This is a genomic window from uncultured Deefgea sp. (assembly GCF_947072475.1).
In the GTDB taxonomy this organism is placed as follows: Bacteria; Pseudomonadota; Gammaproteobacteria; order Burkholderiales; family Chitinibacteraceae; genus Deefgea.
In genome coordinates, this window is record NZ_CAMTIA010000060.1 from 1 (window position 1) to 16552 (window position 16552).

Genomic DNA, 16552 nt, shown 5'->3' on the forward strand with positions numbered 1-16552 from the left:
GTCTGATGGCCTTCTTTGGCTAAAAAGCTCGCTACACAAACCAGTTGCTGTGCGTTGACGACATAATTCGATTCAGTTGAGTTAGACATGGATTTTTATGCGGTGGATTTGAATCCACGCATTGTACGCACACGGTACCATCGCAGCCAATCTAGTGCGTTGTGGGCGTAGGTAGCGTATGCATGGAGTTGTTCAGATTTGATGTTGATGGCTGGTATCACAAGTGCTTGAGCGGATCGACTTCAACGCCTTCCCCCTCGACGGGGAAAGGTTGGGATGGGGGTGTTGAGCTTAAAATATACGCCGGCGTATCACCCCCACCCATCAAGGGAGAGGGAATGCCGCGAAGCTTTCATCATCAACTCGTCATTTGAATATTGCCCGTTGAATATGGGTATCTCACGCTAGGCTTTATATCGAATCGATTCCATCGTTATACCCGTCAAATTCATCTGCCTCGCCCACGACTTGGTAAATCACGTTCAGGCTAAATCCTCGGCTGGCGAGGTAGCGTAGTTGTTTGCAGCGTGCTTGATGATCAACGGGGGCGGCGTTGAATTTTTTTTGCCAAACTTGCCGCGCGGTGTCGATTTCATTGTCGATGGCTTGCAATAGGGCGCTGGCGATGAGCTCGGCGTTGACGCCTTTTTCTTGTAGTTCATGCCTTAGTCTTTGCTGGCCATAGCGTTGGCTGCGAAAGTAAACCCATTGCTCGGCAAAGCGCGCATCCGATTGCCAGCCGCGCTCAATAAAATCATCCAGCACGGCGTTAATTTCTTCTGGGCTGACGTCCGGATAGGCGAGTGCTAATTTTTGCGCTAGCTCTTGTCGGGAATGGTCGCGCCGGCCAAGGTATTGCAGCGCTTTATTGCGAATTGAAACCATGATGTACTCTTAAATCCTCTTTGCTGGCGCACTAAAAACAACAGCCCCACCTAAAAGGGTGAGGCTGTTTTGGCGTGCTGGCGCGAGTTTATTCGCTTTGTTCGTCGCCTTTATCCATTTCGATCGGCAATGGCGCGCCGCTGAGTTTTTCTCTGACTTTGCGGGCGATTTCATCGGCGACTTCTGGATTGTCTTTCAGGTATTGACGTGAATTCTCCAGACCTTGGCCAATTTTATTGCCGCCATAGCTATACCAAGCGCCGGATTTTTCAACGATTTTGTGCGTTACGCCTTGCTCGATAATTTCACCTTCACGAGAAATACCTTCGCCATACATGATGTCAAACGTGATCACGCGAAATGGTGGCGCAACTTTATTTTTGGCGACTTTGACTTTGGTTTGGTTACCAATGATGTCTTCGCCTTTTTTGACTGCGCCAATGCGGCGGATGTCGAGACGAACTGAAGCATAAAATTTAAGCGCATTACCACCAGTAGTGGTTTCAGGGCTTTGGCCGGGCATCATATTGCCGATTTTCATGCGCAATTGGTTAATGAAAATAACCAATGTATTGGTGCGCTTGATATTGCCAGTGAGTTTACGCAGTGCTTGGCTCATTAAACGTGCTTGCAAGCCAACGTGAACATCGCCCATTTCGCCTTCGATTTCAGCTTTTGGGGTGAGCGCGGCCACCGAGTCGATGACGATGATATCCACGCCACCTGAACGGACCAACATGTCACAAATTTCTAGACCTTGCTCGCCAGTGTCTGGCTGAGAAATCAGCATGTCAGAGACATTGACGCCGAGTTTTTGGGCGTAGATTGGATCGAGTGCGTTTTCGGCATCGATATAGGCAGCTACGCCACCGAGTTTTTGCACTTCAGCCACGACATGTAAGCACAGCGTGGTTTTACCTGATGATTCTGGGCCAAAAATTTCGACGATACGGCCACGCGGTAAACCGCCAACGCCCAATGCTAAGTCAAGACCGAGTGAGCCCGTTGAAACGACTTGCAGATCACTTTCGATTTGATTGTCGCCCATTTTCATGATGGCGCCTTTACCAAACTGACGTTCGATTTGCGCTAATGCGGCAGTGAGCGCTTTGCTTTTATTGTCGTCCATGAAATGGTTCCCAGTGAATTAGATTGAGTTGGCTTATTATAGAACAATCGTTCTTTTTTGCAAGTGTTCTGTGCGTGATTTATGCCGACTGTGCACTGCGGCTTTCTGGCAAGGTAAAATAAAAGGTCGCGCCTTCGCCCAGATTGGACTTCACCCAGAGATGACCGTTATGGCGGCTGATAATGCGCTGCACCACGGTGAGGCCGATACCCGAGCTACGCGATTCGTGTTGCGAGCGAAAATACGGCGTAAATAAGCGTTTGGATTGCTCAGCTTCTAGGCCAATACCTTGATCGGCGATATAAAAAACTGGCTGCCCATTAATGGTGTTGCAGGCAAATTCAACGTGAATCGCTTGCTCTGGCTTGGCAAATTGCCAGGCGTTTTCCAAAAAATTGTACAGCGCAATGCGCATTAAATGTCGATCGGCAAAAGCCAGCATGTTGGCTTGGATGTTGAGCGTGATCTCTCGCTCGGTTTGCAGCAGGCTGAGCTCTTCTATAATGTCGTGGGCCATTGCACTGAGGTTGATTTCTTCTTGCCGTAGCTCATTGCGGGAGAGTTCTTGCAGCATGAGTAAATCATCGATGCGATTACTCATGGTTTGGGTGCTGCTGCGGATGCGCAGTAAATAATTACTGGCATTGCCGTCGAGTTTTTCGCGGTAGTCGTCAATCAAAACTTGGCTAAAGCCATCGATTGTTTTGAGCGGCGAGCGTAAGTCTTGCGCAATCGAGGTCATTAAAATTTCGAGTTCATGGTTGACGGTGACTAAGGCGCGTGAGCGGCTTTCGACCACGTCTTCTAAATGGTGACGATATTGCTCAAGTTGTTGCTCATTGTGCTTACGCGCTTGGATGTCAAATAAAAAACCTTGTAAGTGCGCTTGGCCATTTTGGTCTTGGCTTACAGTGGCAAAAAAATGCACCCAGATGGCTTTGCCACTGGCCGCGAGTAATCGGCATTCAAATTCATGGGTTTGGCCGACGGCTATTTTGTCAGCAAATAGCGGGTAGGCGAGGTGTCGATCATCGGGATGCAGGTAGTTGCTTAAGAACGCTTCGCTATACCAAACCGAGATGGGGTAGCCCAGTAGCGATTCAGCTTGCGGCCCGACGTAAGTAAAGCGCCATTCGTCTGGGCGTGCATCCCAAGGAATAACCCGCGTGGACTCCAGCAATCGGCGAAAGCGATCTTGGCTCACCCGCAGCGCCGATTCGATCTGTTGGCGGCTAATTAAGTCGGCTTCGAGTTGCACATTTTTTTGCTCTAATGTGCCAATCAAATCATGCAAAGCTTGCCGGGTGCTTTCTAAAGATTGCCCCAAATGCCCTAATTCATCGTGGCGACGCCAGATAAAAGCTTGATTGAGCTGACGATTGGCCAGTTGTTGCGATTGCTGAGTGAGTTTTTTTAGCGGGCGTAAAATGCGCGAGTTCAGTAACAATAAAATCAAGGCCAAGCTTAAAACGACTTGAATGATGACGGCGAGTAAATAAATTTGTAGCTTACGTTTGATGTGTTGCCGGCTGATGCCGTCGGAAAATTCGACGCTGGCCACGCCAATCTTAACCCCCTGCTTGATGACGGGCCGTGATAGCGAGGCGGTGCGTCCCAGTTGGCGCTCGGGCTGTTTGGCGGATAAAAACTCACCGAGATTTTGATCGTTAATCTTAATGCTGACGATGCGCTGGTCGCTCATTAATGAGTCGAGTAAAGGGCGGCCTGATTCTGACGCGAGATTCCAAAGTGGGTCTTGCATACCGAGGGCCAGAACGTCCGCAATGCGTTGTTGGTCACGCGAGATTTGATTTTGCGCCGCTTGCTCTTCGTACTGCAGGCCAATATAGCCGGTGATGGTGGCGGGCAAGCATAAGCCGATCAAGATAGCGAGGATGACTGCGGTGCGTAATGACAGATTCATTAATGCGTTTTCTATAGTTAGCATTGCTAATGCCATACAGTTTAAAGCAGCTTATGCAGATTACACATGCTTTCGGCATTTTTGCAGTCAGTGTCCAACACTTCTGGTTTTGATCTGCAACATTAAAAATGCACAATCTAACGCTGACGAACGGTGCTACAGGGCATAATGGCTGACAAATAGATCGCCTTGGGAGGGTGTTCGATGCGGGTCATTATTCTTGGTGCAGGTGTCATCGGCGTAACAACGGCGTGGTTTTTGGCGCAAGAAGGCCATGCGGTCACGGTAATCGAGCGCGCACAAGAGCCAGCGCGTGAAACCAGCTATGCCAACGGTGGGCAAATCTCGGTGTGTCATGCCGAGCCGTGGGCCAATCCCAAGGCGCCGTGGAAGACTTTGCAATGGTTGGGCGAAGAAGACGCACCGTTATTATTCCGATTAAAATTCGATTGGCATCAATGGCGCTGGGGCTTACGTTTTCTTGAGCAATGTACCAAGGCTAAAGCCAAGGCCAACTTACAAAACTTGGTGCGATTGGGCTTGTATAGCCGCGAAACCTTGCAATCGGTGCGGTTGGCGACAGGAGTTGCCTATGATCAGCGCACCGAAGGGATTTTGCATTACTACACCGATAGCGCTGAGTATGAATCGGCGATCCCTGCGGCGGCCTTGATGCGCGAAGTGGGCTTGGATCGGCAGGTCAAAACGGCGGCAGAATGCTTGGCGATTGAGCCGGCACTGGCGCAATCGCGTTACCCCATTGTGGGCGGCACCTATACGCCCAGTGATGAATCGGGCGACGCGCGAGAATTTACCAATCAATTGGCCGAGCGCTGCATGGCGATGGGCGTTGAGTTTCGCTATGACTGCAGTATTGAAGCCTTGGAGCGGGTAGGGGACGATGTCAACGTGGTGCGCGTGATCAGCGAAGAAAACGGCGCTGAACGCTTGGAGGCGGATGCGATTGTGGTGTGCTTGGGGAGTTACAGCCCGATTCATTTGCGACCCCTGGGGATTACCTTAGATATTTATCCGGCCAAGGGCTATTCAGCAACGATTCCGGTGATCGACCCGCAATATGCGCCAACGGTGAGCTTGACCGATGATGGCTATAAATTAGTTTTTTCTCGCTTGGGTGATCGTTTGCGAGTGGCCGGAACGGCTGAATTTAATGGCTATAACTTGGATTTAAATCCGATTCGCTGTAAAGCCTTGATTGATCGAACCAGCCAAATCTTTCCGGAAGGGATGGATTATGCTGCGGCAGAATTTTGGACCGGTTTACGTCCGGCAACGCCGGGTAATTTGCCGTATATTGGCCAAACTCGATTCCCGAGTTTATGGCTCAATACCGGCCACGGCACGCTGGGCTGGACTGAATGCTGTGGCTCGGCAAAAGCCATTGCCGATTTGATCGCCGGCCGCCAGCCTGAAGTGGATTACCCATTTGTAAAGGGTATTTAAATCTGAGTATTGCTGCTTGAGGGCTAGGTGGCAATACCCCAGCTAGCTTTATCATGAGCGGCAGGTAAAGAAAGTGAAACTGCCGCACAGTGAACCTCGCTCAGCGGCAGCTCCTCGGTCTTTGCGGACATTCATGACATCTTTTTTAACTAATTTAGTCTCAAGCATCGGTGTCCATATTTAGCAGCACGCCTCATTACGTACCCAGTTATAAATTTTGACAGGGTTATTGCCAAGTTCCTGCGCTTTGGCGCGTATGGCTGGCGTGAGCTGGATTTCTTCAGTTTCCGAGGCTAAGTTTAAATTTCTCATTAAGGGTATTTTACTATAGGTATTGTTCAGCAATGGCTGGCTGGCAATACCCATGAAAAAATATGTTAAAGCCGTGTATCGCAATCCGCTGAAAATCGAGGTCGGTCAAATCCTGCAGAAGGCAAGATTTGACCGCTTTCTTTCTAGTTGCCCTTGCGAGCCAAAGACTCAGCTCAGCGATAAAATCAATCGACTCTGACCCCTTTGATTCTTACTGAATTCCAAAACATTTGCGCCATCGCGGGCGTTATTCAGAATCTGTACTTGCGATGGGCGTAGTCGATAACGATTTTAAAATCGGGCAATTTGGATCAGCGCTTGCAGGGCAAATGTCGATCAATTGCTCTAAGGTTTGTTTCATTTGCTGCATCGATTCAATTTTAGTGTTGAGTGCTTTGATGTGCAGCTCAGCAAGCAGCTTCACATCAATACTGGCGCGATCTTCCTGTTTCCATAGCTGCAATAATTGGCCGATTTGTTCGAGTGAGAACCCCAAAACGCGTGACTGGTAGATGAATTTGAGCTGGCTTAAATCAAAATCATTAAAGATCCGATACCCTGCTGCACTACGGCCTTGAGGTTTGATCAGCCCTAGGCTTTCATAATGTCGAATCATTTTGCTGCTAAGCCCGCTGAGCTGGGCGGCTTGTCCGATATTCATTGCCAATCCTTTTACGTTTTTCACAAAAAAGGGGCAATGCCCCTTTTAAGATAGCCCTAGGCTTGAGGTTTCCAGCGTTTCAAAATTAAGGCATTTAATACCACGCTCACACTAGAGAATGCCATTGCCGCACCTGCAATCATCGGGTTGAGCAATCCAAACGCCGCCAGAGGAATACCGATGGCATTAAAGATGAATGCCCAGAACAGATTTTGGCGAATTTTACGGTAAGTCAAACGTGATATTTCAATCGTTTGGCTCACCAGTTGCGGATCTCCTCGCATCAGCGTGACACCTGCTACATGCATCGCCACATCGGCACCGGTACCCATTGCAATTCCGACATCCGCAGCTGCCAGAGCTGGCGCATCGTTCACACCATCGCCGACCATCGCAACCACTTTACCTTGCGCACGAATCGCTTCGATGTGCGCGGCTTTTTCGTGTGGCAAGACTTCGGCGATCACTTCATCTAGGTTTAATTGCTCAGCAACCCGTTGTGCGGCAGCGCGATTATCACCCGACAGCATCACCGTTTTCACCCCCAAGGCCCGCAGTTGCGAAATCGCCTCTTTGGCTGTGGCTTTGATGCCATCACTAAAGGCCAGCATACCGATCAAGGCCAAATCGTGTTCACGCGCCAACCATGACACGGTATAACCATTGCTCAGTGCCTGATCATGAGCGGTTTGCATGGTGCTCAGATCAATCCCTTTTTCCTGCATCAGGCGCTGATTACCCAGCAAGTAGCGTGTACCTGTAATATCACCTGCAATGCCGCGGCCAGGCAAGGCCTGCAGATTATCGGCTTTGAGTGGCTGAGCAACATCGGCTTTGGCAATCACAGCTTTGGCCAATGGGTGCTCACTGCCGCGTTGCAACGCGGCGGCCAATTCCAGCATTTCAGCCAGCTCGCCATCTTGAGCAATAAGTTCAGCGAGGTGAGGTTTACCCTCGGTCAAAGTACCCGTTTTATCAAAGACCACCACTTGGACCTTGTGGGCCAGCTCTAACGCTTCGGCGTCTTTAATCAAGATCCCAAATCGTGCCGCCACGCCAGTCCCCGCCATAATCGCCGTCGGCGTGGCCAAACCCAGCGCACAAGGACAGGCAATCACCAACACCGCCACAGCATACAAAATGCCGCTTTCAATACTGCCAGTCCAGTACCACCAGCCCAGCAAAGTCGCCAACGCAATGACTAAGACGACGGGCACAAAGACTGCGCTAACTTGATCAACCAGACGCTGAATCGCTGCTTTACCCGCTTGTGCATCTTCCACCATGCGAATAATGTGAGCGAGCGTACTTTCACCACTTAAAGCACTGGTTTCAACCAATAACACGCCATCATGGTTAATTGCACCGCCAGTGACTTTACTACCAACCTCTTTAGTAAGCAGTACACTTTCACCAGTAAGCATCGATTCGTCGTGCTGGCTTTCACCTTCTCGCACCACGCCATCGACAGGCACTTGTTCACCTGGCAGGATTACAACCAGATCACCTAACTGTACATGTTCAAGCGGTACTTCAATATCTCGTCCGTTTTTGCGCACTCGGGCGACCGAAGGGCGCAGTGCCTGCAAGGCCTTAATTGCTGCCGTGGTCTCCTGTTTGGCGCGGGCCTCCAACCATTTACCCAGTAACACCAACGTGATGATCACCGCACCCGCTTCAAAGTACAACGCACCTTGGCTAGCATCAAACAACCAGTGATATAACGACAAACCATATGCAGCACTAGTACCGATTGATACCAGCAAATCCATATTACCGCGCAGATTGCGTACAGCATGCCAGGCTGAGCGATAAAAGCGTGCGCCTAGCCAGAATTGCACAGGGGTAGCGAGCAGGAACTGCACCCAAGCCGGCAACATCCAGTGCACACCAAAGGGCTCGACCAACATCGGTAAGACCAATGGCAACGACAGTAAAGCACCTACGGCGATCGGCCAGAAAGGAGAGGACTTCGCGTGTGATTGTGTCTTTTCTGTCTCTGCCGTCATCAAACTGGCTTCATAGCCCGCCCCCGCGACGGCATCAAGCAGCACGACAGGATCAACGCCTAATTGAAGTACCACTTGGGCGGTTTCAGTGGCTAGATTCACTGAGGCAGAAACCACACCGCCCGTAGCCAACAAAGCACTTTCAATCCGGCCCACACAACTCGCACAGGTCATGCCACTGATACTCAGCTTGATCGTCTGCTCGGCTTCGACGCTTGGCGCATCGGCCAACTTAACCGAATAACCCGCTTTAGCCACGGCCGCGAGTACGCTGGCCTCATCATGACCCGCTTTTAATTTGACCTGAGCCGTTTCCATCGCCAGATTGACTGTGGCACTAATGACGCCCGGTGTTTCTAGTAATGCACCTTCAACGTGAGCTACACAACTCGCACAGCTCATGCCATCAATATCGAGCCTTAATTTCCGATCTGCGTTTAACGCTAAAGTAAAGCTTGTCATGATGAGACCCCTTGTTTGTTGTCGATGAATGCAGTTTCATCCTTCCTGTCATGGGAAGGTCAAGCATGTTTTTTTAAGCATTACTCACCAGAATTCATCGCCAACTAACAGTTAGAACGAAGAAAAGCCCTGTGCATGCACAGGGCTGGGAAGGGTTGGCGCACCACAAGATCATACGACCGTAGTGGGGTAGCCAATCTGATTGAGTGTATTTCGAATCTCATCCAGTGACACATCGCTTTTCACTTGAATAATGCCCGCTAGACGATCAATGGCAATTTCGGCAGCATCATCCAGCGCCTTGAGAGCAAGGTTAATCTTAGCGACACAGCTACCACAACCAATTCTAGCGACTTTAAGGGAATACATAATTTGCTCTCCATTCAGAATCGATCAACGTTGACCGTGAATGAACGATAAAGCTTGCCACGATGGCAAGGTCAAGCGGTCATGAGAGTATTTTTAAATTTATGACCAACAAACATCGGATTGTTTTTTGAATCAGTGAGTTAACGGAGTGTCGGCTTTGGCCGAGGTGCTGATGCCGACGGTTGAAAAATAAGAGGCCGCTAAACATCTGTTTGCAACCTTTGTTATTTTGGTTTTTTGTCTGAGCTAATTGGCCTAAGCGGGCATCTTTGGGCGCATTGTCTCGCTGAATTTACTTCAAACGTCGGCGTCCGTTTTAAGCCGCTCCCCTCAGATATTTGCATCACCATATTCTTTGCAGTGCCAAGAATCCTTTAACAAACAGAGGTGCTTTTTTTAGAGCATTTTCGCTGGTAGGGGCATGCCAATTAAGTGTAATTCCCGCTGGTTTATACACAAGTCTGTCTACCCATACGTCTAAAGACAATTGATGAGGCCTAAATCGCACGACAACTGTGCACCTGAGTTGAACGTGCGGGTTTAGTTGAGAGCGTGCAGTAGATCTATATTATTGCCGTCGTAATTAAACCGCCACTGGCGCTTTAATCGCTGGGTGGGGATCGTAGCCTTCGAGGGTGAAGTCAGCAAATTCAAAGTCGAATAAATCGGTTTTAGCCGGATTGAGCTTCATCGTTGGCAAGCTGCGTGGCGAGCGTGAAAGCTGTTCTTTGACTTGTTCAAAATGGTTGCGATAAATATGGCAGTCGCCGCCAGTCCAAACAAAATCACCCGGTTGCAAGTCACACACTTGCGCCAGCATCAATACCAAGGTGGCGTAAGACGCGATATTGAACGGCACGCCTAAAAATAAATCGGCGCTGCGCTGATACAGTTGGCAGGACAATTTGCCGCGCTGATCTGGATCGTCTTTTTGCGCTGGGGCCACATAAAATTGGAAAAAAGCATGGCAAGGTGGTAGCGCCATGTTTTCAATTTCACCGACATTCCACGCCGAAACGATAATTCGACGTGAATCAGGATTGGTTTTTAATGCTTTGATCACATCGGCAATTTGGTCGATATGGCGGCCATCACGCGTTGGCCAGCTGCGCCATTGGTAGCCATAAATTGGCCCCAAATCACCTTCCGGGCTGGCCCATTCATCCCAGATTTTAACGCCATGCTCGTGCAGCCATTGGATATTGGTGTCGCCACGTAAAAACCACAGCAATTCATTGATGATGGATTTAAGGTGGGTTTTTTTGGTGGTGACCAAGGGAAAACCTTCGGCCAAGTTAAAGCGCATTTGATGGCCAAAAACCGAAACGGTACCGGTGCCAGTGCGATCTTCTTTGGCGACGCCTTGATCGAGTACGTGTTGCAGTAAATCTAAATATTGGCGCATCGCGGCAGCTCCAGCAATAAACCCTGCTGGCGCAGGGTTTTGAGGGTAAGTAAATGAGGGGCGATTTTACAGGACAGTGGCGTCGCTGTCTGCGCGATCTATTTCGACGCATAAAGGCAGCGTAATAATAAAGCGCGCGCCGTGGCCCAGTTGGCTTTCACAGCGAATTTCGCCATTCATGACTTCAATCAGTCGTTTGGAAATCGACAAACCCAATCCTGTCGTGTGTTCCCCGCCAGTAGGGCGCGCGGAAAGGCGGCTGAATTTTTTGAATAACAGCGCCATTTCATGCGGCGCCACGCCCGGGCCTTGGTCGCTCACGCTGATTTCGATGTGATTGCCGATGTTTTCGGTACTAATGACAATCGTGCTTTCGTGCGGGGCATATTTCACCGCATTAGAAATTAAATTATCCAAAACTTGCCACAGTGCCGAGCGATCGGCGGTTAACACCAAGCCATGCGCTTGGTAATGGCATTGTTGCTGCTTATGTGCGAGTCGTTCTTGCCATTCATTCATCACATCTTCAATTAAGGCGTCGATGGCGATGGGGGCAAAAACTAGCCGAACGGACCCAGTTTCTAGGGCATTGTGATCGATTAAATTGCCAATGATATTTTGAATGCGTCCGGCCAATTGATTAATGCCGCTTAGGCGGTTTTGAATTTTTTCGCTTGGCCATTCATGCAGTCGATCTTTGAGTAAGACCGACATGCCTTGAATGCTGGCGACGGGGTTTTTTAAATCATGCGCGGCAATGGTGAGTAATTCATTTTTTTCATGATTGAGGTATTTGAGTGCTTCATTGGCCGCTTGCAACTGCAAATTACGGTGCGCTAATTCTTGCGTTCTTTCATTGACCAGTTCTTCAAGGTGAAGCCGATGCGATTGCACGGTTTGCGCCATGTCTTTAAAACTGCGTGCCAGTTCACCGATTTCATCGTCGCGATGGGTGTCGAGCTCGGTGGATGGTTTGCCTTGGGCTAAAGCTTGAATTGCATTTTTAAGCCGAGTGAGTGGCTTAATAATGTCGGTTTTGAGTACCCAAGCCAATAAGCCCAATTCTAAGGCGAGGGCGATCATACCGAGTAATAAAATAATACTGGCTGAAATAGCGGCTTTGGTTTGGAGGATTTTCTTGGGGTAGACCGTGACAAATAACCAATTAGTGCTTTTGATCGGTGCAATACCCAACCAATTTTCTTGGTCCTTACTTTCAATAAATCGATCCAGCGGCTGGGCTTTTTTTAGGGCGGCAAATAAATCTTTTAATGGTGTTACGCTATTGTTGACCTGAAATTTACCTTGCTGTTGTTGAATTTGTTGCATGTAATTAGGGTGAGAAATCAGATGACCATCGCGGCTGATAATAAAATTATAGGTGCCAGGAATATTCACGGTATTGGTGCGGGTAATTAATTGCGTTAATAACACGTCTTGTCCAACGCTACCCATGTATTTACCTAAGTAATCAATCGGCGTCACAATCGATACCATCCATTCCAAAGCTTGTTTGTCGTAATAAATCCCGGTCCACTGGCTGGTTCTTTGTGGATTGGCTGCTGGCGTAGCAATGATTTCGGGCTCAACGGTTTCGGCAAAATCGGCCAATGAGCCACTGCGCGCATAATTGAGCTGCGGCAAATACATTAAATTGGCATCGGAAATATTTAGATCAATAAAAGTATCGTAATAGTTGTTGCTAAATGCTGGCCCATATTGCGAAAGTAAGTCATACGCCAAAATCACTTGGCGTTTAAATTCGGGTGTGCGCTTGGCGGTGGGTAAGATGGCAATGGTGGCGCGATGCTCAAAATCATCTAATTCATATTTAATGCGCCACACGCCGTCTTTATCTTGGCGCAATAATTGATCGAATGTGGCACTGGCATTGGTATTTTGTTCTAAGCCATAGCGGCGGATAAATTCATCACGAACCAGCCGCGTATTGCCTTCGGCATTAATAAATAGACTGCTTTCAATTTGGCTGCGAGCGTCGATATATTTAGCTAAATGAATCAGCGCTTCTTCTTGTAAGCGCTGGTAGCTGTAGTAATAACTAATCGCTGAAATCGCAAACGCCGCTAAGGTGATGCGCAACGCCATATTGCGCAAAACGCGTCGAAATAAATGACCTGATGATGAATTGAATATCCGCATGGCGCGACAATACAATAGTCTTTTGCGTGAGGGTAAACAATTAGAACAATGGCATTGGATATGTTGGTTTTTTACGTAAAAGCGCGCGTATCACACTGCGTTGATATGCTGATGATGGGGTGTGTCCGCTAGATTGTTTGGCATAGAAGTAGCCAATTTATTCTGGGCGGACAATCTCAATGTAACGAATCTGAGTGACTTCGAGCTCTTCGACTCCGGTTGGCGTGCGTAATAGCACCACATCGCCTTCTCGGGCTTTGAGTAAAGCACGGGCTACGGGCGAGGTCCAACTGATGTGGTTGAGGGCGAGGTGAGTCTCGTCAACACCGACAATGCTGATGGTTTCACTGTGACCGTCTTCGCGCTCGTAACTCACGGTGGCGCTAAAAAACACTTGATCGGTGCTTTCTCGGGTACAAGGGTCAATGACTTCGGCAATTTCTAAGCGTTTGGTTAAAAAACGAATGCGGCGATCAATTTCGCGTAGGCGGCGTTTGCCATATTGGTAATCGGCGTTTTCTGAACGATCGCCATTGCTGGCGGCCCAGTTGATGAGGTGGGTGAGCTCGGGTCGCTCTTTGGTAACGAGTTGATACAGCTCGTTTTTTAGACGCTGCCAGCCATGCGGAGTGATGTAGTTTTTGCTACCAGACGGAATAATTAAATCAGCAGGAATGACGTCATCGTCGTCGCCTGCTGATTCGGTGGTGAATGCTTTGCTCATAATTTATCTTGGGTATTTACCGCTAGACTTTACCCATCAAAGCCTAGCTGCAGATACTTAGTCTTTTACCTGACCCATCATGGTCAGTCCGGCCCATTTGGTTGCGGCCAAGACTTCGGTTTCAGAGAGTTCATAAAACTCACCGCGCTTAAGACGACCCGGCAAGCTAAACATACCAAAGCGAATCCGCGTTAGGCGGCTAACCATGATGTTGAAGTGTTCAAACATTCGGCGAACTTCGCGGTTACGACCTTCTTTGATCACCACGTGATACCAATGATTACTCCCTTCGCCGCCACGATCTTCGATTCGGGCAAAGTGGGCTTCGCCATCGTCAAGCTTCACGCCTTGGGTGAGTTCTTTCATTTGCTCAGGGGTCAGCTGGCCATGAACGCGCACCGCGTATTCGCGCTCTACTTGAAAGCTCGGATGCGTCATCCGGTTGGCCAATTCGCCCGAGGTGGTGAACAGCAACAGGCCGGTGGTGTTAAAGTCCAAACGACCGATGGCAATCCATTTGCTGGAGTAAACCCGGCGTAAACGTTCAAACACGGTGACACGGCCTTCTGGATCATCACGGCTGACCAATTCGCCTTCTTGTTTGTGGTACATAATGATGCGCACCATGCGGTCTGGCCATTTGAGCGCCACGCGCTTGCCATCAATCCGCACTTCGTCGCCTGGGCTGACTTTGCAACCTAGTGTGGCGATACGGCCACCGATGGTCACGCGTTCCGCGTCGATGACTTCTTCCATGTCACGGCGTGAACCTAGGCCAGAATAGGCCAACACTTTTTGTAAGCGATCGTCTTCGATTTCGGTGCTGGCAAGGCGTTTTTCGCGCAAGATTTGCTGAAACGCTAGCTCTTGTTGTGAGCCTTGGCGCTGCTTCATGCGTTTGGCGCGTTTGACGTTTTTACCGCTTTTATCACCATGATGAACAATGGTGGTTTGCGTGGTTTCTACCGCTTCAGTGGGCGTTTTAATGCCTTGAACTTCGCGTGCGCCCGTGGTTTTGGCGATGGCTTGGGCAATCATGCGGCTCATGCCAACGGTGGAATTACCACGCTTACGCGTGCCGGTGGCGGGGGTTGACGAGCGCCCAGTGTCGGGCAAGTTTTTGGCGCGGTTACGCGCGGCTTCGCTGGCTGAGACGGGTTTTTTTTTGGTCGCGCCGGTTTTGGCAAAAGGCGTTTGCAACGGTTGAGCAGCGGATTTACCACGACTGCCCGCCTTAGTGGCGCTTCGTTGCTGGTCGGCAGCACGGCCTTCACGGATCGCGGGCTGCGGACGGCGGGCTTTAACTGTTTTCATCGGGCATTCTTTCTGTGTTCTATAAGTGGCAATTATAACTGGTTTGCTTTATCGATGCTGATAAATGCCAATGGCCGCGCTAGGCGGCCATTCAATTGGCTTTGCTGAATTTTTTACGGTGATTTTGTAAAAAAGGCAATGCCACCCAAACTGGTTAAACCAAAGTTAAAGACTTGTTGGTCGATATTTTCGTTGCTTGCTGTGAGCTCTATTTTTCTTTGGATTTCAAATAGCACTTCTAATTCTTTAAACCATTTTAGCAAGCGGGTATTTTGGTTGAGGTAGTTTTCAATCTCTTCTTTGTGCGGATGCTCGCCAACGACTTGAATTTTGCCTTCAGCCGCGCTTTGTAATTGAAAGGCCGGCGGCACGGTGACGGCGGTGTACGCTTGCAAATGACTGGCTAAATCCTCGCCAAATCGACGTACTTCACTGGTGGCGCTTTGGATTAATTCAGAGAGTTGTAGTCCCGTCTCATCGGCAGGATTACCGCTTCGCTGTGCGATATCAAGCAGCGCAGTTCCGAGTTGATCTCTCATTACTTGGGGGGTTTCAGTCGCCACAGTTTGCTCCTCTCTGCTTAGAATCATTTTAATGCCTTAAATTTAGTCGCTTAATTGCTGATCGCTAGTGTAAAAGTTTACATTTATTGATCTAAATAAGCGTTTGTAAGCGATAAATCAATGCCAGTGCATCCCGCGGGCTGAGTTCGTCCGCTTTAATGTCTTGTAGGGCTTGGACAGCGGGGTGCAATTCAAGTTCAGCTGCGTCTTCAAAATGGTTGACGGCAAACAAATCTGCTTGTGGCCCATTTTGTAAGCTATTTTGCTCTAAGTCCAGTAATTTACGTTTGGCTTGACGAACTACGTCACGCGGCACCCCAGCTAAGCTGGCGACGGCGATCCCATAGCTTTGTGAGGCGGGGCCTTCTTGGACAGCGTGTAAAAAGACGATCTTGTCTTTATGTTCAACGGCATCCAAGTGCACATTGCTGACTTGCTGGTAGTCTTGCGCGAGTCGAGTTAGCTCGAAGTAGTGCGTGGCAAACAGGGTGTAGCTGCGATTTTTTTCGATTAAGGCGCGAGCGATGGACCAAGCCAGTGCTAAACCATCAAACGTCGATGTGCCACGGCCAACTTCATCCATCAGCACCAAGCTGTATTCGTTGGCATTATTCAAAATATTGGCGGTTTCAGTCATTTCGACCATAAAGGTCGATCGGCCACCGGCTAAGTCATCACTCGCCCCAATACGGGTAAAAATTCGATCGACTCGGCCGATTTGGGCGCTTTGTGCTGGCACGTAGCTACCGATGTGCGCTAGCAAAACGATGAGGGCCACTTGTCGCATATACGTCGATTTACCGCCCATATTTGGGCCGGTAATTAGCAGTAATTTGCGCGCTAAATGAAACTCGGCACTATTGGGAATAAAGTCATCAATTTGCGCTTCGACCACAGGGTGGCGACCGGCTTCGATATTTAATACCGCATCGTCACAAAAGTGCGGGGCAATATAGCCACTGAGCTCAGCGCGCTGTGCTAAGCAAACCAGTACGTCGAGCGAGGCTACCGCTTGGCCAGCCAGACGCAGCGTACTGAGGTGCATTTGCAGCGCTTCGATAAGGCCTTCGTAAAGCTGTTTTTCCAGCGCCAAAGCCCGCTCGTTGGCTGACAGGGCTTTTTCTTCAAACTGTTTTAATTCTGGCGTGATGTAACGCTCGGCATTTTTCAT

13 protein-coding genes are annotated in these 16552 nt (G+C 49.3%); 1 reads left to right on the forward strand and 12 read right to left on the reverse strand.

Annotated features, from left to right (window positions below; translation table 11 throughout):
• Positions 1-411 precede the first annotated feature (411 nt).
• The 3 genes from recX to Q0V82_RS14405 all read right to left on the reverse strand — a co-directional run bounded on the left by recX (position 412) and on the right by Q0V82_RS14405 (position 3962).
• Entirely contained in the window at positions 412-885 is a 474-nt protein-coding gene (gene recX / locus Q0V82_RS14395) for a recombination regulator RecX (RefSeq protein ID WP_297576858.1), read from the reverse strand.
• 88 nt (positions 886-973) lie between these two features.
• Positions 974-2014: a recombinase RecA gene (gene recA / locus Q0V82_RS14400; RefSeq protein ID WP_297576859.1), complete on the reverse strand. Its 1041-nt coding sequence runs from the start codon at positions 2012-2014 to the stop codon at positions 974-976.
• Positions 2015-2093: 79 nt separating this feature from the next.
• Positions 2094-3962 carry an ATP-binding protein gene (locus Q0V82_RS14405; RefSeq protein WP_297576860.1) on the reverse strand — a complete coding sequence of 623 codons (1869 nt, stop codon included), beginning with the start codon at positions 3960-3962 and terminating at the stop codon, positions 2094-2096.
• A 180-nt stretch (positions 3963-4142) separates the two neighbouring features.
• Here Q0V82_RS14405 and Q0V82_RS14410 point away from each other — a divergent pair, with 180 nt between their 5' ends.
• A complete protein-coding gene (locus Q0V82_RS14410) occupies positions 4143-5402 on the forward strand; it encodes a D-amino acid dehydrogenase (protein WP_297576861.1) in 1260 nt (419 codons plus the stop codon).
• A 559-nt stretch (positions 5403-5961) separates the two neighbouring features.
• On the opposite strand, the gene Q0V82_RS14415 is transcribed toward Q0V82_RS14410, so the two are convergent.
• The 9 genes from Q0V82_RS14415 to mutS all read right to left on the reverse strand — a co-directional run.
• On the reverse strand, positions 5962-6375 hold the full coding sequence (locus Q0V82_RS14415; protein WP_297576862.1) for a MerR family DNA-binding protein: 414 nt from the start codon (positions 6373-6375) through the stop codon (positions 5962-5964).
• A 56-nt stretch (positions 6376-6431) separates the two neighbouring features.
• Positions 6432-8846: a heavy metal translocating P-type ATPase gene (locus tag Q0V82_RS14420; protein WP_297576863.1), complete on the reverse strand. Its 2415-nt coding sequence runs from the start codon at positions 8844-8846 to the stop codon at positions 6432-6434.
• Between the two features lie 171 nt (positions 8847-9017).
• A complete protein-coding gene (locus Q0V82_RS14425) occupies positions 9018-9215 on the reverse strand; it encodes a heavy-metal-associated domain-containing protein (protein WP_297576865.1) in 198 nt (65 codons plus the stop codon).
• 583 nt (positions 9216-9798) lie between these two features.
• Positions 9799-10620 (reverse strand): thymidylate synthase, encoded by an 822-nt coding sequence (locus Q0V82_RS14430; RefSeq protein WP_226762510.1) that lies wholly within the window; start codon positions 10618-10620, stop codon positions 9799-9801.
• 66 nt (positions 10621-10686) lie between these two features.
• Positions 10687-12780, reverse strand: a complete 2094-nt coding sequence (locus Q0V82_RS14435) for a sensor histidine kinase (protein ID WP_297576866.1) — start codon at positions 12778-12780, stop codon at positions 10687-10689.
• A 157-nt stretch (positions 12781-12937) separates the two neighbouring features.
• Positions 12938-13504, reverse strand: coding sequence for a transcription elongation factor GreB (greB, locus tag Q0V82_RS14440; protein WP_297576867.1), 567 nt, complete (start codon positions 13502-13504; stop codon positions 12938-12940).
• A 57-nt stretch (positions 13505-13561) separates the two neighbouring features.
• The gene (locus Q0V82_RS14445) at positions 13562-14818 is read right to left on the reverse strand and encodes a pseudouridine synthase (RefSeq protein WP_297576868.1); all 1257 of its coding nucleotides are present in this window, start codon (positions 14816-14818) and stop codon (positions 13562-13564) included.
• Between the two features lie 113 nt (positions 14819-14931).
• Positions 14932-15408 carry a hypothetical protein gene (locus Q0V82_RS14450; protein WP_297576869.1) on the reverse strand — a complete coding sequence of 159 codons (477 nt, stop codon included), beginning with the start codon at positions 15406-15408 and terminating at the stop codon, positions 14932-14934.
• A 64-nt stretch (positions 15409-15472) separates the two neighbouring features.
• A partial coding sequence (mutS, locus tag Q0V82_RS14455; RefSeq protein ID WP_297576870.1) for a DNA mismatch repair protein MutS occupies positions 15473-16552 on the reverse strand: 1080 nt, incomplete at its 5' end.

Bases quoted from the DNA above. Each gene is read 5' to 3' on its own strand.
- recA (WP_297576859.1), bottom strand. From the start codon at position 2,014: ATGGACGACAATAAAAGCAAAGCGCTCACTGCCGCATTAGCGCAAATC.
- Q0V82_RS14430 (WP_226762510.1), bottom strand. From the start codon at position 10,620: ATGCGCCAATATTTAGATTTACTGCAACACGTACTCGATCAAGGCGTC.
- Q0V82_RS14445 (WP_297576868.1), bottom strand. From the start codon at position 14,818: ATGAAAACAGTTAAAGCCCGCCGTCCGCAGCCCGCGATCCGTGAAGGC.
- Q0V82_RS14415 (WP_297576862.1), bottom strand. From the start codon at position 6,375: ATGAATATCGGACAAGCCGCCCAGCTCAGCGGGCTTAGCAGCAAAATG.
- Q0V82_RS14420 (WP_297576863.1), bottom strand. From the start codon at position 8,846: ATGACAAGCTTTACTTTAGCGTTAAACGCAGATCGGAAATTAAGGCTC.
- Q0V82_RS14425 (WP_297576865.1), bottom strand. From the start codon at position 9,215: ATGTATTCCCTTAAAGTCGCTAGAATTGGTTGTGGTAGCTGTGTCGCT.
- recX (WP_297576858.1), bottom strand. From the start codon at position 885: ATGGTTTCAATTCGCAATAAAGCGCTGCAATACCTTGGCCGGCGCGAC.
- Q0V82_RS14450 (WP_297576869.1), bottom strand. From the start codon at position 15,408: ATGATTCTAAGCAGAGAGGAGCAAACTGTGGCGACTGAAACCCCCCAA.
- Q0V82_RS14410 (WP_297576861.1), top strand. From the start codon at position 4,143: ATGCGGGTCATTATTCTTGGTGCAGGTGTCATCGGCGTAACAACGGCG.
- greB (WP_297576867.1), bottom strand. From the start codon at position 13,504: ATGAGCAAAGCATTCACCACCGAATCAGCAGGCGACGACGATGACGTC.
- Q0V82_RS14405 (WP_297576860.1), bottom strand. From the start codon at position 3,962: ATGCTAACTATAGAAAACGCATTAATGAATCTGTCATTACGCACCGCA.
- Q0V82_RS14435 (WP_297576866.1), bottom strand. From the start codon at position 12,780: ATGCGGATATTCAATTCATCATCAGGTCATTTATTTCGACGCGTTTTG.